The following is a 24,739-nucleotide window of genomic DNA, read 5'->3' on the forward strand; positions in this document are numbered from 1 at the left end:
AGCCACGCAACTGCCGTGACTACACCACCCCGCGGGACATGACCGCAGACTGCTGTGAAACACTTGCCGCATGCCGTCTGCAACTGGCCCGAAGGTCGACCTCGTCCGGGCACAGCCGTCGCGGACGAAGCGCGAGTCGCTGCGTCGCGAGCAGCTGCTGCAGGAGCTGGAGACGATCTTCCTTGCCGAGGGGTTCAGCTCTCTCACGACGGATGAGCTCTGCAAGAGGCTGCGGTGCTCGAAGTCGACGCTGTACACCGTCGCTGGTTCGCGTGAGCAGATTAACCAGGCGGTGGTGCGTTACTTCTTCGCGCACTCGAGCGCGGAGATCGAGGCGGCTCTGTCCGAGGCGTCGGAGCCTGCGACGCGGATCGTCACATACCTGCACGGCGTGGGACGGGCGATGGACCGGAACTCGGCGGCCTTCTACGTCGACATGGTGACGTACCCGCCCACCGCTGAGATCTACCGCCTGAACTCGCAGGCCGCTGCCGCTCGCGTCCAGGCCATGATCGAGGAGGGCGTGCGAGACGGGAGCTTCCGCCACGCTGATGCTGCGCTGGCGTCGATGACGGTGGCGTCCCTGATGGACGGGGTCCAGTCCGGTGAAGTGCTGGAGGCCACGGGCCTGAGCGCGGGTGCTGCGTTCGCCGAGCTCGGCGAACTGTTGGTGCACGGCTTGGCCGTGCGCAAGCCCGACTGAGCGTGCGTGGGGCGGAGGCGACCTCGGTCACCTCCGCCCCACGGTTGTTCCTGCTCGTCGGGGGCGGGCAGGACGGGTGTGCGGCTCAGTTGTTCACGATCGGCAGGATGATGCGTGAGGGTCGGCTGCGGTCGTGGTGGATGCGCTGCTGGGCGACCCTGATGGTGGTGGCTTCGGTGACCGGCTCGCCCGTGTTGAGGTTGCGGTCCCAGCGGGGGAAGTTGCTCGAGGTTACCTGGACGCGCAGGCGGTGGCCGGCCTTGATGACGATCGAGGTAGACCACAGGTCGACCTCGATCTCGTCGACGCGTCCCGGCTCGGTGGTGACGCGGGTGATGCCGTCGACGATGTTGCGGGAGACGCCCGCCGCGTCCACCTCGCACAGGCGTACGACCCAGTCGGTTGAGGGGCCGTCGGTGGAGGCGAAGAGCGTGGCCCGCACGCGGCCGGTGATCTCGATCTGCTCCTCGAGCGGCTCGGTGGTGAAAACGAGCACGTCGTCGCGGGCCTCGGTGTCGCGTTGGTCCACGGGACCGACGGGAAACTCCGAGGCCATGACGAGGTTCCCACCGCGGGTGATGACCGGGTCGGCGGGGTCATAGGTGAAGGTCGACTCGGAGCTGTCGCTCTCCGGAGCGGTCCACGACAGCGCGGATCCGTCGCCCAGGTGGAGCGGGGTGTCCACGGCCCGCTTGAGAGGCCACTGTGCCTCTGCTCGCCACTGGTTGGTCCCCATCACGAAGAGCAGGACGCCGGACTCGTGCGCAGTGGTGGCGGGCATGTCCTTGAGCCAGTGGTCGAACCACTCGCGCTGGAGGTCGCTGACCATCTGGCCACCGGGCGCGAGCGCGCCCAGGCCGAAGTTGACCTCTCCGACCTGTCCACCGGCAGTCATGGCGGCCAGGCTCAGGTGGTGCCAGGGCCCGACGACCAGGCGGGCGGTGCGGCCCCGGGTGCGCTGGCCGACGTAGTTGTCGAGGTCGCCCTGCAGGAACACGTCGTACCACCCGGCCAAGCCGAGGCTGGGGACGTCGATGTCGTCATAGTGGCTCGACACCCTCGACTCCTCCAGCGTCCCCGGGTCCGCGAGCGCGCGGGTGAGTCCGAGGTCGGGCTGGCCCGAGGCCGCGAGGGCGGGGAGGGCACCTGCCGGGAGCTGCCAGTAGGTGTCGGTGGCGAGCGTGTCGTAGTCGCTTATGGTCCGCACGAGCTGCGCGAACATGTCGGCGGGCTCGAGCCCCGCCTTCGGGATCTGGCCGAGGCCGGTCATGAGGCCCCACTGGGTGTTGAGGCCGAGCTCGAGGGCGCCTCCGCGGAACAGCAGTCCGTCGTCGGGGTCGGCCCAGGTGGTCGTGGGAGCGATCGCGAACAAATGTGGTGCTCCTGCGATCGCGGCGCTCCACTGGGTGCTGCCCAGGTAGCTGCCACCGAACATGCCGACCCTGCCGTTGCTGCCCCGCAGGGCTGCGGCCCACTCGACCGTGTCGTAGCCGTCCTCACGTTCGTGCTTCCACGGGACCCACTCGCCGTCGGAGGTGAACCGCCCTCGGACGTCCTGTGCGACCACGATGTAGCCGGCGCGCACGATCGCCTTGAAGTCGAGGTACCCGGAGTCGAGCACGTTCTTGTCGTAGGGGTGGCGAGTCACCAGCACCGGGAACGGGCCGTCGCCCACGGGCCGGTAGACGTTGGCCCGCAGCACCGTGCCGTCGCGCATCGGAACGGGGACCTCGAGCGCGATCCTGATCTCCTGCACTGGCTGTCCTCTCGAACAGGGCGGACCGTCCGGTCGACGTTCCGGGTGTGACGACAGTAACATTTGGAGTACGTTCGTATCCAGTATCGTACTGGCGATGCCGGAGCGGCATCCAGACGGAAAGGCAGGACCCCACCGGTGGCCATCGAGACGCACAGCAGGTTTCCCGACCCTCCGTCCGACGCTCACCAGCGGGCTCGTGAGATCCACGCGGACTTCGGCGCGGACGACGCATCCGCGCCTTGGCTGGTGTGCGACCGCCACCCGACCGACGACGTGGCCTTCCGGTTCGTCGACACCGAGCTCCGGGTCACGGACATGACCTACGGCGAGCTCGCGCAGCGTTCCCGCCGCGCCGCTCACCTCCTCGAGCAGCACGGGGTCGGCCCCGGTGACCGCGTCGCCTCCCTGATGGGCAAGGGCCCGGACCTCCCGGCCCTCATCCTTGGGATCTGGCGCCTAGGGGCCGTCTACGTCCCCCTGTTCACCGCGTTCGCCGCATCCGCCGTCGCCGAACGCATGACCGACGCCGGGGTCACCCTCGTCGTCACGGACACCGAGCAGCTTCCCAAGGTCCGCGAGCTCTCCGTCACCATCCTCATGGCCAACACCCGCGGCCTCGGAGGCGGCGCGAACGTGGCCGACGGGACGGATGCGGCAGCAGCACCAGAGCGTGACCTGAGTGCCGCACTTGAGGTCGGACCGTCATGGACCGGCACCACGCCGTCGACGGGGCCCCAGGCCCCCATCGTGCAGATGGCGACGTCGGGCACCACGGGCAAGCCCAAGGTCGTCGTCCACCCACTGGCCTACGCGGCAGGGTGGCAGTCCTACGTCGAGCTCGGGCTCGCCCCGGGCAAGGCCTTCTGGTGCGGAGCGGACCCCGGATGGGCCTACGGCCTCTACACCCTCATCGTCGGCCCGCTCTCGGCCGGCATCACCAGCATCTTCACCTGCGGCACCTTCAAGCCCGAGGCGACATGGCAGGTCCTGGAGCGCCTCCAGGTGAGCGACTACGCCGCAGCCCCCACCGCCCTGCGGGCCCTGCGTGCCAGTGACACCGGCGTCGACCTGCCCCATCTGCAGAGGCTGTCCACCGCCGGCGAACCCCTGACCCCGGAAGTCAGCGCGTGGGCCCGGCAGCGCTTCGGCATCGACGTGCACGATCACTTCGGCCAGACCGAACTCGGGATGCCGGCCGGCTTCTCCTACCACCCGGACCTCGCTCGCGAGGTCGTCGATCGAGCCATGGGAGCATCCTTCCCGGGCTGGAGCGTGACCGTCCTGCAGGCCGGCGACGACGCGCCAGCCCCGGTCGGCGAGGTGGGCCGGTTGGCCATCGACGTCGCCAACAGCCCGTTCTTCACGTTCACCGGTTACGGCAGGGAGCGCGACCAGCGCTGCTCCCGCTTCACCCCGGGCGGCACTCACTACCTCAGCGGCGATCTCGCCTCGCTCGGCCAGGACGGCCTGATCCGGTTCTCCTCGCGTGACGACGACGTCATCCTGATGGCCGGCTACCGCATCGGGCCGTTCGACGTCGAGAGCGTGCTCGTCACCCACCCCCTGGTGGTCGAGTGCGCCGTCGTGGCCACCCCGGACGAGGTCCGCGGCGAGGTCGTGCACGCGCACGTCGTGCTGGTCTCGCCCCCGAGCGACCCCGACGCACTGGCCAAGGAGCTCCAGGACTGGGTGCGCACCCACTACGCCGCACACGCATACCCACGCCTCGTCACCTTCGTCGACGCCCTGCCCAAGACCCCGAGCGGCAAGATCCAGCGCGCCGCACTCCGCGCCGCCGCCCGCACGCCGGACACCGGAGCCGTCACGTGAGCACCCTGCTCATCGAGCGCAGCGGACCGGTCGAGACCTGGATCCTGAACCGTCCAGCAGTGCGCAACGCACTCGACCAGAACCTGGTGAGCGCACTGCAGGCCGCAGTGGACGCCGCGTCCCGCGCCGAGACGCAGGTCGTCGTGCTGCGAGGCGCCGGACCGAGCTTCTGCGCCGGCGCCGACCTGTCGCTCCTGAGCACCTACGACGCCGCTCGCGGTGAGACCCCACGCGACCATCTGACCGCCATCTGGGACCTCACCATCGCGATGGAACGCTCGACGACGGCGTTCGTCGCCTCGCTCCACGGCCACGCGATCGCCGGTGGCATGGAGCTCGCGCTGGCCTGCGACGTCGTCCTCGCGTCCTCAGGGACCCTCATCGGCGACGGACACGTACGCCGCTGCCTCATGCCTGGTGGCGGTGCCAGCGCCCGCATGGAGAGGACCCTCGGACGCGCGACCTCGACCTGGCTCGCGCTGACAGGCGGCTTCCTGCCGGCAGAGCACCGGGCGTTCGCCCCGTGGCTGCACGACGTCACCCCGCTCGCGGACCTCGGCACCGCGACCGACGCCGTCGTGCAGGCGCTGCTGCAGGCACCGGCCAGCGCACGTGCCGCGTACAAGCGGCTGCTCGACGACACGCACGGCGGGTTGACCGAGGACGACCGTGACCGCGAGCTCGACGCCTTCGACCAGCACTGGATCGCCAACGACGTGCCGCAGGAGCTGCGCGCGTTCCTCACCCGAGACGGAGAGGCATCATGATGTCCCACCACGCCGATGACTCAGCCCCCGCTGCTCGTCCCGACGCCGGCCATCCGGCGGGTCGCTACGACGCCCAGGTCGTCCTGATCACGGGCGGCGCCCAAGGACTCGGCGCCGCGATGGCCCGACGGTTCGCCGCCGAAGGAGCGCGAGTCCAGCTCGCAGACCTCAATGCCGCGGCCGCTGAGGAGGTGCTGGACAGCTTGGACGGCGAGGGGCACGAGTTCAGCCAGGTCGACGTCGCCGACCCCGCTGCAGCCCGCGCGTGGGTCGACGACGTCGCCGGACGCGAGGGCCGCATCGACGTGCTGGTCAACAACGCCGGCATCATCCGCGACAACCGCATCGAGAAGATCAGCGTCCAGGACTGGGACGCAGTCCTGGCCGTCAGCCTGAACGGCGCCTTCTACTGCACCCAGGCAGCCTTCGCGCACATGCGGGAGCGTCAGTACGGCCGCGTCGTATCCTTCTCGTCGATGAGCTGGCGCGGCAACTTCGGCCAGGCCAACTACGTGGCAGCCAAGGCCGGCGTCGTGGGATTCACCCGCGGGTTCGCACTCGAAGGCGCCCGGCACGGCGTCACCGCCAACGCGATCGCCCCCGGGCTCATCGAGACCCCGATGCTGGCCTCCATGAACGGACCGGCCCGAGACAAGCTCGTGGGCAAGGTGCCCATGCGCCGCACCGGGCGTCCGGAGGACATCGCCGCTGCTGTTGCGTTCCTCTGCTCCCCCGAGGCCGGCTACATCACCGGAGTGGTCCTCGACGTGGACGGCGGCATCGGGATCGGGTCCTCGGTCCGCTGAGGACGAACGTCCCAGCCGGGATGCAGGCGACGCGCGTCCGCAACGATCGCCGAGCTCATCTGCTCACCCGGCTTCGGACTCCGGGCTCCTGACCGCGCCAGAACAAGGCGTGCTTCAGCGGACTTTTCGCAACGCTGTTCCGACTGACATGCGTCGATTCACAGGGGAGTAAACGCTGTGTCACAGGTCTCATCCTGATTTTACGCAACACCGTTGCGCAAGTATTGCAACGGTGTTTTGCTATTTTCATGGCAACTCAGACATGGTTCATCACGGGTTCTTCGCGCGGCTTCGGTCGCGCCATCACGCTTGCTGCCCTGGAGGCCGGCGACCAGGTCGTCGCGACGGCGCGCAAGCCGGAGCATCTGTCCGACCTCGTTGAGCGCTTCGGGGACAAGATTCTCCCGGTCGCGCTCGACGTGACCGATGGCGCGCAGGCAGTCGCAGCCTTCGACGCCGCAGTGGAGCGGTTCGGCCGCGTGGACGTCGTGGTCAACAACGCCGGCTACGCGAACGTCGCCCCTGTCGAGACGGCGCCCGAGGACGACTTCCGCGCTCAGTTCGACACCAACTTCTGGGGCGTCTACCACGTCTCGAAGGCCGCGATCGCGGTCATGAAGAAGCAGGGCTCCGGTCTGGTCATCCAGTTCTCGTCCATCGGTGGCCGCGTCGGCGGCGCGCCGGGTCTGGGCTCCTACCAGGCGTCGAAGTTCGCCGTCGACGGCCTGACCCGCGTCCTGGCGGCCGAGACGGCTCCGTTCGGCATCAAGTACCTGGTGATCGAGCCGGGCGGGTTCGCCACCGACTGGGCTGGCGCATCGATGGACATCCAGACCATCCCCGAGGAGTACCAGGCCACCGTCGGCGCCTTCGCCGGGCTCATGGGGACCCCGGTCACGCAGGCCGGCGACCCCCAGCGCGCCGGGGAGACGCTGGTACGGGTGGCCAAGCTCGACGAGATACCGACGCACTTCGTGCTTGGCGCCTACGCGGCACAGGCGGCGATCGACTACTCCCAGAGCCAGATCGCCGAAGCGTCGACCTGGCAGGCCGTCAGCGCCTCGCTGGACTTCGACCAGCCCTACCCGGTGCCGCTGCCCGGCGAGCAGGCCTGACCCGTTCGACGACGCCCCCCGGGGGCCGGCGCGGTCTGCGACCACCCGGCCCCCGCCGGTCCGCACACGCGTGCGAGCACCGGCTACGGCTTTGCTCGAGAGCCGTTCCGATCATCACCGTTCACCCTCATCAGGAGAGACACCATCATGAACAGGTTCGAGAACAAGATCGCGCTGGTCACCGGCGCGGGATCGGGCATGGGCCGCGCCACGGCCGTGCTCCTCGCCGAGGAAGGCGCCGCCGTCACCGTCGTAGGACGTCGGGAGAGCAAGCTCGCCGAGGTCGTGGCGGAGATCACCACCGCAGGAGGGCGTGCCCTCGCCGTCATGGGAGACGTCAGCAAGCCCGAGGACCTCGAGCGCGCCGTCGCTCGGACACAGCAGGAGTTCGGCGCCCTGCACTACGCGGTCAACAACGCCGGCATCACCGGCACGGCCGCCACGCTGCACGATGAGTCGATCGAGGACTGGCAGCGGGTCATCGCCACCAACCTCTCCAGCATCTTCTACGGCCTCAAGTACGAGATCCCCGCGATCCTCAGCTCCGGTGGCGGCGCAGTCGTCAACGTGTCCAGCGTCTTCGCCGACCGCGGCCAGATCAGCCGCGACTACGCCGCGGCCAAGCACGGCATCCGGGGCATCACCCGCTCAGCCGCCGCCGAGTACGGCAGGCAGGGCGTCCGCGTCAACGAGCTCCAGCCCGGCGTCATCCTCACCGAGATGACCGAGGGCAACCTCGAGGCCACCCAGCAAGTCGTCGACCGCGGCATCCCCCTGGGACGCATGGGTGCCGGGGAGGAGATCGCGACCGCGGTGGCGTTCCTCCTCTCCGACGACGCCTCCTACATCACCGGCGCACACCTCGCCGTCGACGGCGGATTCCTCGCCTGACCCTCTGTTCCACCACCCGAGCACCAGCCAGGAGCGACCCCATGCCCTACATCTACGAGCGCGACGTCCCCATGACCACCAGGGACGGAGTGACCCTGCGCGCCGACGTGTGGCGGCCGGCCGAGGGCAAGGCTCCCACCCTCGTGGTGCGCCTGCCCTACGGCAAGGAAGGGGCCGACACCATCGGCGGCCCCCTCAGCAACATCCCGCCGCTGCTGTCCCTGGTCAACGCCGGCTACGCCGTCGTCTGTCAGGACGTTCGTGGGACGTTCGCCTCCGACGGGGAGTTCACCCCGAAGGTCAACGAGATCGCCGACGGGGAGGACCTCCTGGCCTGGCTGGCCGAGCAGGACTGGTTCGACGGCACCGTCGGTGCCTACGGCGGCTCCTACCTCGGCATGACCCAGTTCGCGCTGGCCCTGGGGGACAACCCGGCGCTGAAGGCGATCGCCCCCACCGACACCGCGACCAACTGGTACACGGGTCTGTGGTACTCCCCCGGCGGCGCCATGAGCTTGAGCCTGGTGACCGCGTGGAACGCACTCATGTTCGCCAACGACGAGCAGCGCGCCCTGCAGCGCGGCGAGTCCACCGACCCCTCGACCCTGATGCGCATCGGCGGGGCCGCGCTCGACATCCTGTCGCTCAACGACGCGACCCCGGTGGCCTCCCGGCCGGTACTGGGTGAGGGCCGCTGGCTCGATGACTGGCTGGCCCACCCCACCTTCGACGAGTACTGGAAGGCCCAGGACTGGTCGACCCGCCTGGACGAGGTCACCGTGCCGGTGCTGCAGATCGGCGGCTGGTACGACCTCAAGGTCCACCAGCAGGTCGCCGACTTCGTCAGCATCCGCACGTCCGCCGGGTCCGAGGCAGCCCGGGAGAAGTCCCGGCTGGTCATCGGACCGTGGGACCACATCAGCACCGCCGGCTACTACGCCGACCGGAACTTCGGGATCCTGGCCGCCCAGAACCAGGCCCCGCTGCACCTGCAGTGGTTCGACGAGCACCTGCGGGGCGTGACGCCGGAGACCCCGGCACCCCGGGTACGGATCTTCGTCATGGGGATCGACCAGTGGCGCGACGAGACCGACTGGCCGCTGCCCGGCACCCGCTACACCGACTTCCACCTCACCAGCGGCGGATCGGCCAACACCCGCGACGGCGACGGGGTCCTGACCACCGAGGCCCCGGCCACCGAGGGCAGCGACGGGTTCCACTACGACCCGCGCGACCCGGTGCCGACCGCCGGCGGCGCCCTGCTGCCCCCTCTCCCCGGCTTCATGGGACCGGTCGACCAGTCTGCGGTCGACGGGCGAGCGGACGTGCTCTGCTACACCAGCCCGGTGCTCACCGAGCCGGTCGAGGTCACCGGGTCCGTCGAGCTGAGGGTGTTCGTCTCGGCGACCACCCCCGACACCGACATCACCGCCAAGCTCGTCGACGTCTTCCCCGGCGGGAAGGCCATCAACCTGTGCGACGGCATCCTGCGGCTGCGCTACCGCAACAGCCTCTCCAAGGCCGGAGCTGATGACCCCCGGTGAGGTCTACGAGGTGACCGTGCCCATGTCGGTGACCTCCAACGTGTTCCTGCCCGGCCACCGCATCCGCCTGGACGTCTCCGGCAGCAACTTCCCGCACTACGACCGCAACTCCAACACCGGCGGAGACATCTCCGCCGAAGCCTTGGAGGACATGGTCGCCGTCGACACCACCGTCCACCACGGCGGTGCCCGCCCCAGCCGACTCGTCCTGCCGGTCATCGACCGCTGACCGCAAGACCGCCCGTCGTCGTGGACCCCGCAAGCCGGGGCCGCGACCGTCCCGTCACGGACCTTGAGGAAGAGCGGATGCGGCAGACGGTGCAGGCCGTGCGGTCGTCAGGGTCGTGCTGCCGTTCCATGTGCGCGAATCCCGTCGAGAATGAACTCGGTCCCGCGTTCGGCGACCTCGGGGATGTGATGCTGCACAGCCTGACAGGCCACGATGATCGCCTTGGCGTCCCTGTCGGTCAGGTTGGAGCGGACCGAGCCGGCCTGCTTCGCAGCCGTGAGGAGCTCGGCGAAGTTCTAAGCGGAGCGCTCGTTCCGCTTCCACCATACTAACGAGGAGGACTGCATGTCGAAGTGGACCACGACCGACATTCCCACCCAGTCCGGAAGGATTGTCGTTGTCACCGGCGCCAACTCCGGCCTGGGCTTCGAGACGGCTGCCGCTCTGGCCGCTGCGGGCGCACATGTCGTGCTGGGCGTGCGCGACCTGACCAAGGGCAACGCCGCGGCCGACCGGATCATCGCCGCAACGCCTGACGCCAGCGTGGAGGTGCAGCGCCTCGACCTCGGATCGTTGGGCGCAGTGCGAACCGCGGCCGCCGAGATCAAGGCGGCGCACCCGCGGGTCGACCTGTTGATCAACAACGCTGGGGTGATGTACACGCCCAAGCAGCGCACGGCTGACGGGTTCGAGCTGCAGTTCGGCACCAACCACCTCGGCCACTTCGCACTGACCGGCTTGCTTCTGGACACGCTGCTGCCCGTGCCCGGATCGCGTGTCGTGACGGTCAGCAGCCTCGGGCACCGAGTCCGCGCGGCGATCCACTTCGACGACCTCAACCTGGATCGCAGCTACAGCCGGGTGGCGGCCTATGGCCAGTCCAAGCTGGCCAACCTGTTGTTCACCTACGAGCTCCAGCGCCGCCTCGTCGCCGCAGGCGAGACCACGATCGCTGCCGCCGCCCACCCAGGCGGATCGAGCACCGAGCTGGGCAGGCATCTTCCGGCGGTGTTGGAGGTGGCCGTCATGAAGCTGGCGTCCCAGCCTGCTGAGATGGGTGCCCTGCCGACCCTGCGGGCTGCGACGGATCCTACCGTTGCGGGAGGGCAGTACTACGGCCCGGACGGATTGGGAGGTGTCCGGGGACACCCGCGGCAGGTCTCGTCCAGCAAGCAGTCCCGCGATCCCGAACTGGCGCAGCGACTCTGGCAGGTCTCGGAAGACTTGACCGGCGTCAGGTACTCCTTCGGGTGACAGGCTCCCCAGCACGTCGAATCCGTCTCCCGCGCTGTCCGTGGCGCGTCACCACGCTCGCCGTGCACCATGCGGGCAGCGATCGTCGGTGCGTGGCGGGGAGGCGGGTTCGGCGAGCGTGGGGAGCCTGCGCTGCCAGCTCGACCAGATCGACGAACGCGGTGTCGCGTTCGACTCTGAGAGGATCGGTCGTCGGCGGCACCCGCTCGCGAGCGCCCTGCGCCTGGGTGCCGGTCTCGGAAGTGCCGGCCGAGTTGTCGCAGGGGCTGGCCGCGCTGGCTGACCAGCTGGTGGCCTCGGCGAGTGATCAGGGGCTGGCGCTGACGGGGAACGGGGGCTTGCTGACGCAGTTGACCCAGCAGGTCCTGCAGGCAGCGCTGGAGGCTGAGATGAGTCACCATCTGGGCTACGACAAGCACGAGTCGGCCGGCCGTAACCGGGGCAACTCGCGTAACGGGACGAGCCCGAAGCGGGTGCGCACCGAGGTCGGTGAGGTCGATCTGGCGGTTCCGCGGGATCGGGAGGGCACCTTCGAGCCGCAGATCGTGCCCAAGCACCAGCGCCGGCTGACGGGGAGGCCGTGATCAGCCTGTACGCGAAGGGGATGACCACCGGGGACATCGTGGCGCACCTGGAGGAGGTCCACGACACCACGATCAGCCGCGACCTGGTCTCTACGGTGGTCGACAAGATCACCGCGGAGATGAAGCGGTGGCGCACCGGCCGCTGGACCGGGTCTACCCGGTGCTGATCATCGACGCGCGCCGAGACGCCGTCCGTGACCAACGAGGCTCAGTGGGCAGAGGTGTACCCGGTCAACAGGCCCGCAAGGATGTGGGCCACCTCCGGACCGACGTCGACCAGCGCATGGGAGAGGTCCGGGTCGGTCTCGTAGAGCTCGCGGAGGTTGGTACCTGGCGCAGCCATCTGCCAGAGCGCGCCTGCCATGGCGGTCGCGGTCCCGAGGGCGTTCATGGCCTGCCGGTCGTCGAGTGGAAGCAGCTTCTTGAGGGTGTCGCAGAGCGCGCCGACCTCGGCCAGCACGACGGACTTGTACGCCCGGACGGAATCCAGCGACACGTTCCGTTCGAGGTTCAAGGGCGCTTGGGCGATCAGGTCGCAGAAGAGTGGCCGGGCGACCAACGAGGACGCGATGATCGCGGCGATCGCGTCCGGGAGGCCGTGCGCAGACGGAGCGGCGTCGGGACGAGGGGCAAGGACGTCGAGCTGCGATCGCACCTCACCTGCCCACTCCCTCCAGCAGTCTGCCGTGACGAGCAGGAAGATCTGCTCACGCGTCTCGAAGTAGCGCAGCAGCGCCGACTTGTGCATCCCGACCTCGCCGGCGATGTCGGTCAGCGTGACCGGTCGGACGCCTCTCTCGGTCGCCAGCCGACGAGCCGCGTCGAGGATCGCCTCCTCCCGGCTCCGCTTCGCCTCGGGGCTGCGGGCTCGCTGGAACTCGAGTGTCATGCCCCCATTTTTGCACAACGCCGTTGCCTTGAGTACGTGTTCCACGCCTCGTCCAGCATGCAGAGGACCGTCCGGTTCGGCACCCGTAGGCTCCCCCATCATGATCAGACTGAGGTGGTCGGCCCGCCACGGACTCGATCCGCGCCATCCGGCCCTCCCGGGTAACAACGTTGCGCTACCACCCGAAGCCCCGCTGCGAGGAGCGTACCGGAGCGGACAGAGTCCCGTCTCGCGGACGTTGTCCGTGGCAGGCTCGTCGCGGCTGGTTCCGGCTTAAGCCCCGCTCGGTCTGCTCATGCCCCTTCTAACCGTACGCGTCGCGTACGGGGCGAGAGCGTATGGCGCCCATTCTCCGTGCTGTGTCCGCTGCTCAGCGCCCTCTAAAGCGGAGCGCCCCAGATCAGCTCAGGTGACGCAGTCGAACCATTACTCCGGCTACGCCCACTGGATGCCCAGCTCCCGCAGCGCGTTCTGCTGGTCCTGGGTGAGTTTGTCGCGCCTCTGCTTGGTGTTGGAGACCCACACGCCCAGTTTCACGACCACCGGGTCCGTCTCGCCGTCGACCGCGATTTCCTCGCTGTGACCGCGCGGCACCGACCGGCCCGCCCCTTCCCGCTCCACCCACTGCGTGAGCGCCGCAAGGCCGCGCTGGAAGGCCTGCTGCGCCTTGCTCGGCCCCTTCGCCGCGCGCCTGGCCGCCGGGATCGCAACAGGCCGTTCGACGGGCGTCACGCCCAGCCGGGTCAGTCGTTCCTGCTGCTCGGTCGATAGCTGCGCCCAGGTGGCTGGCTGTTTCTGCTGCTGGAGCCATTTGCCGATGTCGTCGCCGTCCATCAGGACGCCGGGTGCGATGTCGGGCAGGCTGCCGTCGGCGTCGACGAGGTCCGCGAGGACGCGGTAGTGCCGCTGCCAGTCCAGCGGCCACGGGCAGTCCCAGTCCGGGTCGATCGCGGTGAGCTGCGCCGCGCGTACAGCGGCTCGATCCGGGTCTTTGCCGAGGCCGTTCTTGGCTCCCTTGCGCCGGAGGTTGGCCATGTGCTGGCCGATGGGGGCCATTGCCTTGCCCTCGCCCCAGACCGCGTCCTGACGCGGGGCAAGGTGCCCGGTTGCCCACCGGTAGGACCGCAGCGCGGCCAGCTTGGCTTCCCATGCTTCCTCGCCCGGCTCCCAGACCATCCCGGCCTCGGGCGCGTCCAGCAGCGTCTTGCGCCGGTCCTCCAGCTCCCCGGCCCGCAGCGCCTTGCGCTGCTGGTGGACCCATCGGCCAAGCGGAAACGCTTTGGTCGCCCCGACTTCGACCTCGACGTCGTAGGGCACGGCGTAGACGCCGCTGATCTCGTTCTCCGCCCGCCACCGCAGCAGGGCCTGGTAGCCCTCCAGCCACACCAGCGACTCCGGCCGGTAGACCCGGGTGCGCAGGAACGCGGCGATCGTCGCCGCGTCGCGCGGGCTGGAGAAGTGGAGCAGGGCGGACTCGGCAGCGGCGTCGGTGTCGTCCTGCTCCTGGTCCTCGCCGTCGCCCTCTCCGCCGGCCCCGGCGATCCGCCCGTCCTCATCGCGCTGGAGGTGGACCTTGCGCTTGCCGCTGGTGAGCGCGCGGGAGGCGAGCTGCTCGACCAGGCGCTCATCGTGGCTGCGCAGGCCCTTTATCTAGGGTTGGTGACGTGTGAGGGACGTTTGTCAGAGGTTTGACGTGCAGTGATGAGTTGTCGGGTTCCCGCAGGCAACGACAGCCACACCCTTGCTCGCTGCCTGTCAGCGTTCCTGTTCACCGATGGCGCGTTGGAGCTGGCGGTACTGCCACAGGTATCCCGGCTCGAGTTCGGGGTCGGCTGCGCGTACGCACCACAGGACGTCCGAGATGTCCGCTGCGTTCGTTTTCGGGTCAAGGCTGCCGAGGCGGTAGAGCAACAGTGGATCGATGGTCAGGAGCAGGTCGAGAGCTGCTTCGTCCTCACGCTCTTGTTGGTGCAGCAGTCGGATGCGCAGGGCCCCGCAGAGTACTTGATCGAGGCTGCGACTGCTCCAACGGGCAGAGTCGGCCCGGCCGAGCAGGCGCAGTGCTCTGTCTTCGCGGCTCGTGCGCTGCAGGCGGCGGGCGAGGACGTGGCGTGCTCCTGAGTCACCGCTGTCGATGGCCTGTTGTAGTTCATGTTCCACTTGGTCTGGAGTGTGGAATTGGTCGTAGTAGGCGGCGAGAGCGGTCCACATGCCCTGTGTGGACTCCTCCCATCCCGAGGCCCTCTTGTTCTCCCATCGCTCGTGATGAATGAGTTCATGGCAGATCGGAACCATCGTTGGCAGCCCGCTGAGGGCCATCAGGGCGGCAGTTATCTGTCCGCAGGGCGGTGGGGCGACTTCGCTACGGGGGCGGACGAGGCACACTGCTCGGTCGGTGTTGTCAGTGTCTAGAAGGAGGCGGATCAGCTGGTTGACGGGGTGTTGTGGAGCAGTACTGGTGATCTGGCGCAGCAGTTGGCCTGCCTGCGATGGGCCGTCGGGCAGATGGAGGAGTGTCTCGGCCAGTACCGGTCCGAAGGAGGACAGGCCCGCTTCGAAGGCGCGGCGTGCGATCGATTCGGCTTCCTGCCACTGGCCCAGTCGGACATGCGCCAGGACGCGGTAGCCGAGGTTGAAGTCGGGCCACAACTGGGCTGGCTGTGGGGGCCGCCAGCGGTCCAGCAGTTCGCGCCACTGGCCGGCCCGGCGGTGGAACTCCAGGACCGGCATGTCGTGCCCCGTGCGGTCTGCCTCCCCCTGCGCTTCCTCCTCGGTGAAGGTCCTGCCTGCGAGTTGAGGATGCAGTTCGTGGAACATCATGGTGAGATCCCAGCTGAGCTGCCCTGTCGGCCGCGGATTGGCGTGCTCCATTGCTCTGCCGAATTCCAGTTGCAGTTCAGGAGCAAGGTCGTCGTTGCTATCTGGGTATGGGGGCAGTGCTGGCGCGGCGATGCGGCGGGCGATCTGCCGCTGCTGTTTCAGGACTGCGTCCACGCCTACGATGCCTGCGGCCGCTGCGCCGTGGAGCAGTGGTTCGAACTCGTCGCGGCGACCGTGGGACCACAAGAAGAGCAGCAGGTGATTCCAGCCGTACAGCGATCTGCCGTCGTCCCACTGGACCGCCATCCGCAGGAGGCGGTCCTTCTCGGCCTCGAACTCGCCAATGGCTGTTGTTGCGGTGTCGATCGTGGGCTGCTGCCCACTCTGCTCCAGTAATGCTGCGATCCGCTCGCGCCACCACGACCACTGTCGAGATTCCGCCGGGCGGACGTTGCTGACGACGGCGAAGGGGGAGGGGAAGGAGAGCTGTTGGGTGGGGTCGATCCATCGAAGCCGCTTCATGGATCGGAGTTCGGTCTGCAGCGTGTGCCGAGCGGGTCCTGACGAGTTCCGCTCGGCGAGCAGCCGTTCCAGGTCGGTCCAGCGTGCGCGCGCGGTCAGGGCTGTGAAGAGGCCTTCGGGGCCTCGTCGGTATTTGCGTACGTCTGTCTCCGCGATCCATCGGTCGAGGACGTCGTCGTACCTGCCGCAGCCAACGAGGTATTCATCCAGATCGTCGCGCGCCCGCGGGCTGAGCGGTTCTGCGCGCCGCAGGAGAGGCTCGGCCTTCGAGCCTTGTCCGCGGTCCAGATAGAGCCTGCCGAGCTGTTCGGCCGCGCTTGCGGCGACGTCGGGGATCGCGCTGTTGAGGGCCTTGCGCAAGGCGGTTTCCGCCGCATCGACGGCGAGGGCGGTCAAGGCCCGCTCACCGAGAGCGAGTGCGGTCTCCGGGTCAGCTGCGGCAGCCAGCATGCGCCATACCGTGTCAGGGACAGCTCGATCGCGCTGTGCCTGTGCGTCGTCGACCAGGTAGTCGAACGCGCTCAGCGCATGGCGGTCGTCGGCGGACGGGATGAGCAGGCGGCTGTAGCCGCGGCGCCGGTGGGTCGCCCAGGTGACGGCCGCGTCCAGGTCTTCCGGTGTGACGTCGCTGCGCAGATCAGCGGGGATGTAGTGCGATGCCAGGGAGCGCAGCAGATCCGGTGGGACCGGGCGGCTCCAGCCCGCTCGGGCGCAGTCCACGGCGGCATGCACCAACGCGGCACCGACGAACTGCCCGTCGGCGTCGCCGGTATGTGCCGCTAGCAGATCGCGCAGTTCAGGACCGGCGGCCAGGAGTTCGGCGAGTCCGAACCGGTGTGTTCCGGGCAGGGTGGCGGCGATGCGCGGGTCGCCCTCAAGGCGCTTAGCCCGCTCCAGCTCCTCGGTCGTGAACAGTCGTTCCAGCACGACGGTGTGGGCACGGTCCAATAGGGCCTGGATCAGGGGCAGGCTGTCGGTTCTTGGCCGGTCCGGGTCGCCCTGGCGTCCCCCCTCTGCGGAGGCGTCGCGCAGGGCGGCTCGTTCGCTGGACCTGATCGTGGCCAGGAGGACCGGGCGGCTCGGATGGGCGAGCAACCGGTGGAGGGCGTGGACATGAGCGCCGCCTGGCCCGATATGCAATTGGAGGTCGTTGAGCCAGACAACGGTGCGGGACAGGTCGAACCGGGGGTCGGCGAGGGGGGCCAGGTCCTCGGAGACGACTGGGATCAGCAATTGCCAGCCCGGTAGACAACTCCACATCGCCTCTGCCGCCGCACGCGACTTGCCGGCCGCAGAGGGCCCCTGGACAAGGACGAGACCACCTTGATCGCGGGCACGGGTCAGTGCCAGGCGCAGTTCTCCGTCGCGTTCTCTCTCGACATAGCTGGGCAGTTCCGGATCAAGGACAACATCACTGCGCCGGCCGCGTACGGGCGGTGCGGGATGGATGCGCAGCAGGGCACGGTCGCGTACCGCACCGACAGACGGCAGATCGCCGTCAGGGCCGAGGTGCACACGCCCGCGCAGCACCAGATGCCGCCGTTCGAGCTGCGCCGGCGAGCGGCGGGCCCTTGTGATCGCGCTGCGCGCGGCAGCCTGCCGGTCCGCCTCCTTGACCTCCCCGCGGCGCTGCTGATCCGCAGCCTGCGCTTTGAAGCGCAGCCTCTCCCACCCTTTGTCCGGATCGACGCCGCACGTCGCCAGGATCTTCTCGAGGGTTTTGGGCGTCGGAGCCCGTGCCCCCCGGAACGTCTCACTAACCACCGTTTCACCGAGCCCGCAAGCCTTGGCGAGCTCGGAGTTTGACGCGAACCCCGCGGCTTCCGCAGCCTCGCGCAGCCGCAGTGCGAGCTCGCGCACCGGCTGTGGTGCGGCCGGATCGACCGGCTGGCGTCGCCGTCCCATGTGTGCCCCGATTCTTCGTGCGAAGAATCCGTTTCCCCGCGCTGATCACTACTGATTCTCCGCGTATTCCCCGCGTGATGCCAGCCGCGCCAGACGGGGAACCCACGCCCGCCGACGGTGAGTTCGACGGCCGGACGGTCCAGCCGCAGAAGGGAAGATGACGGTGAACACGCTGTACGAGCTCGCTCACGACCTGAGCCCCCTCCAGCCCGTGCTCACGCTCCTGCAGGTAGCCATCGGCGGAGCCAATGTCCTCCTCAAGCTCGCGCTCCTGCGGCGCGTGCGGAGTGAGCAGGAGTAGGGCGTTGTCGTCTGTATCGGTGGGCGAACATGTGAGAGGCGGTCGGCGGCTCCTGCGTAGCGGCAGGGGTCGGTGACGGCTTGTGGTGATCGCGGCACGGTCTGCTTTTCTACCCGCGCCTATGTGTGGCAATGACATGGATTATCTGGGGGCGAGTCAACGATGAGGGACGTTTGTTCCTGCTGTCGCCTGCGGGGATGGTGCGGGCCGGAGTGCCGTACGCCGTTCTGCGGGCGGTGGTTGTGTTTGTTACGTGGATGCCGATTTTGTGGCGGAGCGTGCTGTTTCTCCGGCGACTGGTCTGATCCGGTGGGTGGTGGTGGACGCCGGTTCGTTTGATCTGCAGGCGGAGGCGGTGGCTTATCTGGCGTCGTTGCGGGCGCGGGGGTGTTCGCCGAACACCGAGCGTGCCTATGCGGGGCGGGTCGCTCTGTACTTGAGCTACTGCCAGGTGCGGCGGCTGGACTGGAAGGCTCCCGGCTTCCTGGATCTGGCCGGGCTGCAGCGGTGGCTGGTCGAGACCCCTGTCCAGCACCGGGTCGGCCAGGTGCGCCCCGGGCTTGTCCGCTACCGGTCGCGGGGGACGGCGAATGCGATCATGACGGTGGTGGGGGAGTTCCTGCGGTTCGGCGCTGTGCACGGCTGGGTGCCAGCCGATACGACGGCGTTGCTGTCGCAGCCGAAGTTGCTGCGTTTCACCCCGCCCGGCTTCGATACCGGCGAATCGGGTCAGCTGCGCCCGGTCGGGGCGGCCGTGTTCCGCTTCAAGGTCACCGAGCCGGGCTATGAGGACCTCAGTGGCGAGCAGATCCGCCGGGTGATCGATGCGGCTCCGAGTGCCCGGGACCGTTTCCTGATTGCGCTGCTGGCGTGTACGGGGCTGCGGATTGGCGAGGCGCTCGGCCTGCACCGCGGCGACATGCATCTGTTGGCCTCCTCCCGCGTGGTGGGCTGTGGCGTTGAGGGTCCGCACGTGCATGTCCGCCGCCGTATGGACAACCCCAACCGGGCTCTTGCGAAGTCCCGGCACCATCGCTTCGTGCCGGTCACCGCCGATCTGGTCGCGCTGTATACCGACTACCAGTACGAACGTGACCGGGTAGCCGAGGCTGCGGAGTCGGAGATGGTGTTCGTGAATCTGTTCCGCCCGCCGCTGGGCCGGGCGATGTCGTACCCGAATGCCAAGGAGATGTTCGACCGCCTGGCCCGCACTCTCGGACAGGCGTGCCGTCCGCACATGCTGCGTCACTCGGCGGCGACACGCTGGCTGCGCGACGGCGTCGACCGCGACGTGGTCCAGCGGCTCCTGGGCCACGCCTCTCCGTTGTCGATGGAGCGCTACCGGCACGTCGACGACGTCGAAGCACGGGCAGCGGTTGAAAGCGTCGGCTCCCTGAGGGAGTACCGATGAGCATCGTGCCCGCTCTCTCGCGGCTGCCCGCACCGCGCACCGAAAACGCGGAGGAACTCGGCAACGGGGGATGGGCTGCATGGCTGCGAGGCCATCTCGATCCCGCCTGGCGGACGAGTGAACCCTCCAGCAGCGCCCTGACGCGGACGAGTTCGGCCGGACCCTGCGCGGCGTCGAGCTTGCCTCCCGGGCTCTCGCCTCACGGCCCGCAACCGACGACCCTGCCGGCTTGCGCTACGACGACGTCACCACTGTGGTCGAAGCGTTCCGCACCGCACTGAAGCTGGACGGCGAACCGGCCGGGTGGAACTACCGCATGTCCATCGCCAGCCATTTCTTCGCCCTGATCGACTACGGCCGCCGTTCAGGCACCGCCGGCACCCTCTCGGCCGCCTTCGTCCGCGACCCTGCCCTTCACCGCATCCCCGAGGAGGAAGCCAACGAGGACGAGATCGGCAAGGCGATCCCCGAACCGGTGATCCGCCAGCTCGATGCCCACCTCCACCTCCTCGGCCTGGGGCGGGCCCGCGGTCAGCGCTCCCTCGCCCCCGACGACCTGCAGCTGATGTACCGCACGCTGTACATCCTGCTCAAAGACACCGGACGCCGGCCCCTGGAAGTCTGCTCCCTGCCCCGCGACTGCCTGGAAACCCGCAACGACCAGATCTCTCTGGTCTGGAACAACCACAAGGCCCGCCGCCACCGCAGGCGCCTGCCCATCACCACACCCACCGCCCACGCCATCCGCACCTGGCAAGAACGCCGGGAGCAGCTCCACCCCAGCCTTCCGCCTGCGGGCGCCGACTACCTCTTCCCAGCCCTCACCCACCTCTCAACCCGCCCCTACCTGCCCACCAGCTACCTCAGCGAGACCCTGCGCCACTGGGTCGACTCCATCCCCCACCTGCACGCAGAAGGCACAGACACCCAGGGCAATCCGCTGCCCTTCGACCGCACCCTCATCTACGCGTACGCCTTCCGCCACTCCTACGCCCAACGCCACGCCGACGCAGGCACCCCGCTCGACGTCCTGCGCGAATTGATGGATCACAAGTCGGTCAGTACCACCCAGCGCTACTACACCGTCTCCCTGAAACGAAAACGCGACGCCGTCACGAAGCTCGCCGCCCACGTCGTCGACAACCACGGCCGCCCCAGGCCCAGCTCCGAGACCGCCTACGAACTGCGCTCCGTCGCCGTCCCCTACGGCGGATGCACCGAACCCAGCAACGTCAAAGCCGCAGGCGGCTCCTGCCCCATCCGCTTCCAGTGCGCCGGCTGCGGCTTCTACCGCCCCGATCCTTCCTACCTCCCGGCGATCGAACAGCACATCAACGAACTGCGCGCCGACCGCGAAACCGCCCAGGCCATAGACGCCGCCGAGTTCGTCATCAGCGCCTTCACCGCCCAGATCACCGCCTTCGAGCAGGTCACCGACCGCATGCGCCGCCGCCTCGCCGCCCTCCCCGCCACAGAACGCCAGGAGATCGAGGAGGCCAGCACCATCCTGCGCAAAGCCCGCGCCGGCCACACCCACGCCCTCCTGCCGCTCACACCCGTCTCCAGGACCGACCCGGCATGAACCCTCACGGCAACCCGCACACCCTCGCCCAGGCCCGCCGCCGCGCCAGCCTCGACAAACGCCAGCGAGCCCTGACCGCACTCACCACCCTGGAACAGCAGGGCAAGAAGATCACCCACGCCGCGGTCGCCCGCACTGCCGGCGTCTCCACCTGGCTCACCTACACCGAAGGCATCCGCGAGCACATCGAAGCCGCACAACAACGCCAGCACCCCACCACCCCCTGCGTCCGTACCCGCAGCACCACCGCCACGTTGCGCACAGAACTCGAGCTCGCCAGGCAGGAGATCCGGACTCTGAGAGAAGACAGGGACCGGATGCGGCAAGCCATTCAGCACCAGCTCGGACAGCAACTCGACACCCTCGACACCAGGCACCTGACCGAACGCGTCGACGAACTGACCCGGAACAACCAACGGCTCGAAGACAGCCTCCAACAGGCCACCGACGACAACCACCGGCTCCACGCCCGCGTGGGCACCCTGGAAACAGACCTGGCGGCAGCGCGTACCAGCCTTCGACGGATGATCCGAGAGGAGAACACGAACCGCTGAGGACGCCAGGCGTCCCTCAGGACACGCCACGCTTCAGCAACCCGACAGACCTGCTGCTACGCCCACTCGACTCCGAGTTCGGCGAGTGCGGCGCGTTGGTCGTGGGTGAGTTTATCCCGGCGGCTTTTGGTGTTGGAGATCCATACGCCGAGTTTGTGCTGCTGTTCCTGGCCGTCGATGACGACGGTTTCGACGTGCCCTCTCGGTACTGCCTTGTGGGTGCCCTCGCGCTGGATCCACTGGGTGAGGGCCGCGAGGCCGCGTTGGAAGGCGGATGTCTTCCTGCCGTCCTTGGCCGCCGGGGCCGAGGCGGGCCGCTCGGCAAGCGTTACGCCCAGCCTCGCCAGCCGCTGCTGCTGTTCCTCGGAGAGCTCCGCCCAGCTGCGGCGTTGCCGCTGAAGCCATTTGCCGAGGTCGTCGCCTTCGTAGAGGACGCCGGGGGCGATGTCGGGCAGGACGCCGTGGGGTTCGTCGGCGGCGAGGTCGGCGAGGACGCGGTAGTGGCGTTGCCAGTCGAGCGGCCAGGGGCAGTTCCAGTCGGGGTCGATCTGGGCGAGTTGTGCGGCGCGGGCTGCGGCGCGCTGCGGGTTCTTGCCGAGGCCGTGGGTGCGGCGGAGGTTGGCCATGTGTTCCCCGACGGGGATCAGTTCGCTGTCGGTGTCGCCCCAGACGGCGTCGCGTCTGGGGGCGAGGTGGCCGTGGGCGCGGTGGAAGGAGCGGAGCGTGGCGAGTTTGGTCTCCCAGGCTTCGTCGCCGGGTTCCCAGACCATGCCGGCTTCGTCGAGGAGTGTCTTGCGGTGGGGATCGAGTTCGCCCGCGCGGTACATGCGCCGCTGCTGGTGGACCCACCGCCCGAGCGGGAACGCCTTGGTGGCGCCGGCTTCGGTCTCGGTGTCATACGGGACGGCGTGCAGGCCGATGATGTGGTTGTCCTTCCGCCAGCGCAGCAGTGCCTGGTAGCCCTCCAGCCAGACCAGGGATTCGGGCCGGTACACGCGGGTGCGCAGGAACGCGGCGATCGTCGCTGCGTCTCTCGGGGTGGAGAAGTGCAGCAGCGCTGACTCCATCGCGCCCTCGGTCTCGTCCTGCCCGCCCTCGCCTCCGGCCGTCGTGCCGGTGATCCGCCCGTCCTCGTCCCGCTTCACGTGCACGTGCCGCTGCCCGCTGCTCAGGGCCCGGCTGGCGAGCTGTTCGACGAGGCGTTCGGAGTGTGAGCGCAGGCCCTGGAGGACGGCTACGAGGGGTGCGAACGAGGCGGAGGCGACCATGTCGGTCGGGTCCTCGCCGGGCTGGAGGAAGACGGGCACGATGATCCTGGCGGTCTTGGCCGTGCCGTCGGGGTTCGGGCGCAGGGCCCGGCCGATGTTCTGCACGATCTCCACCTGGGAGCCGCGGGTGTCGGCGAAGCACACCGCCTCCACGCCTCGCTCGCCGACGATGTCGACGCCTTCGCCGAGGACCCGGACGGAGGCGAGGAAGGCGCGGTGTACGCGGCGGCCCGCGGCGTCGATGCCATTGGCGAACTGCCATAGGGCTTCCCGTCGCTCGGCGACGAGGTGGTCGCCGCACAGCCATGCCGACCACACCCGCTCCGGAGGCACGTGGCGGCCGGCCTCCAGCTCGTAGAACTCCGCGTCGATCGACGACTTCGGCAGGGCCTCCGCGACGGCCAGAGCCTCCTCGGAGACCTCGGCCGCGTACAGCTCGGCGGCCGTCTGCGGCATCTTCTCCGCGAACGCCATCGCCTCCTCCACCCGCTGGTGGAAGGTCATCACCGTGCGCAGGTTATACGCGGCGGCGTGCTCCAGGAGGGCGGTCTGCAGCAGGGCGAGGCGCCGGCCCCGCTGCGCCTCCTCCGACTCCCCGGGGACGGGGGAGGGGTCGTGGATCTCCAGGACGTCGATCTCGAACCCGGCGAGGATGCCGCGCTCGATCGCCTCGGACAGTCCGAGCTCGTAGATCCACTCGCCGTACAGGCCGTCCGGGTCGGACGTCATGGTCGCGATCTCCAGCTCCTGGCCCTCCCCGCCCTTCTGCGGCCGCGGCGGGGCGAGGATGCGGGGGGTGGCGGTGAGGTAGAGCCGGTAGTCGGAGGGGATGCGGGTGTTGTCGTGGATCGCCGCCCACGGCCGACCGAGATCACCAGTGGTTGAGTGGGCTTCGTCGACGACGGCGAGGTCGAACGGGGCCATCGTCTGCCCGTACAACCGCTCTCCGCCCGCCAGAGCAGCCTCCAGCGGCCCGCGGACGCGTCCCTGGCCCAACGTGTCCTCCGGGTCGTCGCGGTCCACGAGAGAGGCGTACGTGGCAAACACGACCACCGGCCCATGCCCCGCCCACAGCGCCAACTGGATCGCGTTCGTGGTGGTCCGCACGCCCAGATGCTCCAGGACGTCGTCCTTCTCCAGCGAGCACACCGCGACCATCGGCCCCGTGTGGCCGACCCTCCGCCACGCCTGGGCGGTCTGCACGAGCAGGTCGAGGGTGGGGACCATGACGAGGATCCGCCCTCCCCGGAAGCACTCCACCGCAGCCCACGCGGCCGTGATCGTCTTGCCGGACCCCGTGGCGGACACCACCGTGGCGCGCGCCCCTTCTTCGGACACGGAGGACCTTGCAGGGAACCCGACCCACTGACGGATACGCGCAATTGCATCCACCTGGTGCTCTCTGAGCTGGATCACCGGCACTCCAAAATTCTTTATCGGATAACGAAGAGATGGACGATTAACGTACTCGGGAGGCGGTGCTTATTGCCCTGCTCTCTCACAGCCCAGGCCGTCGAGCTGTCATTCTCCTGGCGAGGTTCCATCTACTCAGAACCCGTCATAGCAAGACCATTTCGCGACGATCGCTGGTCTGGAAAGGCATTGTTGCACCAAGCCAGGGGCACGATAATAGGGGCCATGGTTGAAGACTTCTGCGAAGTCATGTTCCTCCCCGCCTCTCAGTGCGACCACTGCCGAACATTCCGTTCCGACCTTCCTCGAAGGGTCTACGTCACCAAAGGAGGGAGCGTTTACCACCGGACACCGAACTGTGAGGGCCTCAAAGACGGCCAGCGATACGCACAGTGTGGCTTCCCGGTCCTGATCTGGTGCGCTTCGGGATGTGAGCTGGGCACACGTGGTCAAGCTGGAAGATCCGGACCGAAGTGTGCGGGGTACCTGACCTCTGCAGGTTGCGTTCTGTTCGGCTATGGCCAGCGATGTGTGGCCCTGTGAGCTGCGAGTTCGAGACTGAGCTGGAAAGTCACAGCTACCACGAGAATCC

General features: G+C 68.7%; 18 protein-coding genes and 3 pseudogenes. 15 read left to right on the top strand and 6 right to left on the bottom strand.

Features of this window, described 5'->3' with window-relative positions; all coding sequences use genetic code 11:
• The first annotated feature begins 70 nt into the window (after nucleotides 1-70).
• Nucleotides 71-703, top strand: coding sequence for a TetR/AcrR family transcriptional regulator (locus tag ACZ5GT_RS02330; protein WP_469012965.1), 633 nt, complete (start codon nucleotides 71-73; stop codon nucleotides 701-703).
• A gap of 85 nt (nucleotides 704-788) precedes the next feature.
• On the opposite strand, the gene ACZ5GT_RS02335 is transcribed toward ACZ5GT_RS02330, so the two are convergent.
• The gene (locus ACZ5GT_RS02335; RefSeq protein ID WP_469012970.1) at nucleotides 789-2,459 is read right to left on the bottom strand and encodes a CocE/NonD family hydrolase; all 1,671 of its coding nucleotides are present in this window, start codon (nucleotides 2,457-2,459) and stop codon (nucleotides 789-791) included.
• Between the two features lie 138 nt (nucleotides 2,460-2,597).
• Between ACZ5GT_RS02335 and ACZ5GT_RS02340 the strand changes: the two genes are divergently transcribed.
• The 7 genes and pseudogenes from ACZ5GT_RS02340 to ACZ5GT_RS02370 form a co-directional block, all read left to right on the top strand.
• Complete coding sequence (locus ACZ5GT_RS02340; protein ID WP_469012973.1) at nucleotides 2,598-4,292, top strand: AMP-binding protein; 1,695 nt, start codon at nucleotides 2,598-2,600, stop codon at nucleotides 4,290-4,292.
• Nucleotides 4,289-5,059, top strand: a complete 771-nt coding sequence (locus ACZ5GT_RS02345) for an enoyl-CoA hydratase/isomerase family protein (RefSeq protein WP_469012977.1) — start codon at nucleotides 4,289-4,291, stop codon at nucleotides 5,057-5,059. The genes ACZ5GT_RS02340 and ACZ5GT_RS02345 overlap by 4 nt, the downstream gene beginning before the upstream one ends.
• Nucleotides 5,056-5,865, top strand: coding sequence for an SDR family oxidoreductase (locus tag ACZ5GT_RS02350; protein WP_469012981.1), 810 nt, complete (start codon nucleotides 5,056-5,058; stop codon nucleotides 5,863-5,865). The genes ACZ5GT_RS02345 and ACZ5GT_RS02350 overlap by 4 nt, the downstream gene beginning before the upstream one ends.
• Before the next feature lie 248 nt (nucleotides 5,866-6,113).
• Nucleotides 6,114-6,980 carry an SDR family NAD(P)-dependent oxidoreductase gene (locus ACZ5GT_RS02355; RefSeq protein WP_469012984.1) on the top strand — a complete coding sequence of 289 codons (867 nt, stop codon included), beginning with the start codon at nucleotides 6,114-6,116 and terminating at the stop codon, nucleotides 6,978-6,980.
• 147 nt (nucleotides 6,981-7,127) lie between these two features.
• Nucleotides 7,128-7,871 carry an SDR family NAD(P)-dependent oxidoreductase gene (locus tag ACZ5GT_RS02360; RefSeq protein WP_469012987.1) on the top strand — a complete coding sequence of 248 codons (744 nt, stop codon included), beginning with the start codon at nucleotides 7,128-7,130 and terminating at the stop codon, nucleotides 7,869-7,871.
• Nucleotides 7,872-7,942: 71 nt separating this feature from the next.
• Complete coding sequence (locus ACZ5GT_RS02365) at nucleotides 7,943-9,415, top strand: CocE/NonD family hydrolase (RefSeq protein WP_469013151.1); 1,473 nt, start codon at nucleotides 7,943-7,945, stop codon at nucleotides 9,413-9,415.
• Nucleotides 9,384-9,644 (top strand): annotated as a pseudogene (locus ACZ5GT_RS02370) (CocE/NonD family hydrolase); the annotation flags it as partial. The gene ACZ5GT_RS02365 and the pseudogene ACZ5GT_RS02370, both read left to right, overlap by 32 nt.
• Before the next feature lie 107 nt (nucleotides 9,645-9,751).
• Here ACZ5GT_RS02370 and ACZ5GT_RS02375 read toward each other — a convergent pair.
• A pseudogene (locus tag ACZ5GT_RS02375) lies at nucleotides 9,752-9,925 on the bottom strand (SbtR family transcriptional regulator); the annotation flags it as partial.
• Between the two features lie 64 nt (nucleotides 9,926-9,989).
• Here ACZ5GT_RS02375 and ACZ5GT_RS02380 point away from each other — a divergent pair.
• From ACZ5GT_RS02380 to ACZ5GT_RS02390, 3 genes are all read left to right on the top strand, one after another.
• Complete coding sequence (locus tag ACZ5GT_RS02380) at nucleotides 9,990-10,898, top strand: SDR family NAD(P)-dependent oxidoreductase (protein WP_469012990.1); 909 nt, start codon at nucleotides 9,990-9,992, stop codon at nucleotides 10,896-10,898.
• 242 nt (nucleotides 10,899-11,140) lie between these two features.
• On the top strand, nucleotides 11,141-11,482 hold the full coding sequence (locus tag ACZ5GT_RS02385) for a transposase (protein WP_469012993.1): 342 nt from the start codon (nucleotides 11,141-11,143) through the stop codon (nucleotides 11,480-11,482).
• A complete protein-coding gene (locus ACZ5GT_RS02390) occupies nucleotides 11,479-11,649 on the top strand; it encodes a transposase (RefSeq protein WP_469012997.1) in 171 nt (56 codons plus the stop codon). The genes ACZ5GT_RS02385 and ACZ5GT_RS02390 overlap by 4 nt, the downstream gene beginning before the upstream one ends.
• 41 nt (nucleotides 11,650-11,690) lie before the next feature.
• On the opposite strand, the gene ACZ5GT_RS02395 is transcribed toward ACZ5GT_RS02390, so the two are convergent.
• The 3 genes and pseudogenes from ACZ5GT_RS02395 to ACZ5GT_RS02405 form a co-directional block, all read right to left on the bottom strand.
• Complete coding sequence (locus tag ACZ5GT_RS02395; RefSeq protein ID WP_469013001.1) at nucleotides 11,691-12,371, bottom strand: TetR/AcrR family transcriptional regulator; 681 nt, start codon at nucleotides 12,369-12,371, stop codon at nucleotides 11,691-11,693.
• A 435-nt stretch (nucleotides 12,372-12,806) separates the two neighbouring features.
• A pseudogene (locus ACZ5GT_RS02400) lies at nucleotides 12,807-14,021 on the bottom strand (helicase associated domain-containing protein); the annotation flags it as partial.
• A 105-nt stretch (nucleotides 14,022-14,126) separates the two neighbouring features.
• The gene (locus ACZ5GT_RS02405; RefSeq protein WP_469013003.1) at nucleotides 14,127-17,618 is read right to left on the bottom strand and encodes a helix-turn-helix domain-containing protein; all 3,492 of its coding nucleotides are present in this window, start codon (nucleotides 17,616-17,618) and stop codon (nucleotides 14,127-14,129) included.
• 163 nt (nucleotides 17,619-17,781) lie between these two features.
• On the opposite strand from ACZ5GT_RS02405, the gene ACZ5GT_RS02410 reads away from it, so the two are divergent.
• From ACZ5GT_RS02410 to ACZ5GT_RS02425, 4 genes are all read left to right on the top strand, one after another.
• On the top strand, nucleotides 17,782-17,919 hold the full coding sequence (locus ACZ5GT_RS02410) for a hypothetical protein (RefSeq protein WP_469013006.1): 138 nt from the start codon (nucleotides 17,782-17,784) through the stop codon (nucleotides 17,917-17,919).
• A gap of 313 nt (nucleotides 17,920-18,232) precedes the next feature.
• Nucleotides 18,233-19,330 (top strand): tyrosine-type recombinase/integrase, encoded by a 1,098-nt coding sequence (locus tag ACZ5GT_RS02415; RefSeq protein ID WP_469013010.1) that lies wholly within the window; start codon nucleotides 18,233-18,235, stop codon nucleotides 19,328-19,330.
• 229 nt (nucleotides 19,331-19,559) lie between these two features.
• Nucleotides 19,560-20,912 carry a tyrosine-type recombinase/integrase gene (locus ACZ5GT_RS02420; RefSeq protein ID WP_469013013.1) on the top strand — a complete coding sequence of 451 codons (1,353 nt, stop codon included), beginning with the start codon at nucleotides 19,560-19,562 and terminating at the stop codon, nucleotides 20,910-20,912.
• On the top strand, nucleotides 20,909-21,466 hold the full coding sequence (locus tag ACZ5GT_RS02425; protein ID WP_469013014.1) for a DUF6262 family protein: 558 nt from the start codon (nucleotides 20,909-20,911) through the stop codon (nucleotides 21,464-21,466). Before ACZ5GT_RS02420 ends, ACZ5GT_RS02425 begins: the two co-directional genes overlap by 4 nt.
• A gap of 56 nt (nucleotides 21,467-21,522) precedes the next feature.
• Here the strand turns inward: ACZ5GT_RS02425 and ACZ5GT_RS02430 are convergent, their stop codons facing one another.
• Nucleotides 21,523-24,150: a helicase associated domain-containing protein gene (locus ACZ5GT_RS02430; RefSeq protein ID WP_469013015.1), complete on the bottom strand. Its 2,628-nt coding sequence runs from the start codon at nucleotides 24,148-24,150 to the stop codon at nucleotides 21,523-21,525.
• Between the last annotated feature and the right edge of the window lie 589 nt (nucleotides 24,151-24,739).

The sequence above is a fragment of the Streptomyces sp. NPDC031340 genome (genome assembly GCF_055569945.1).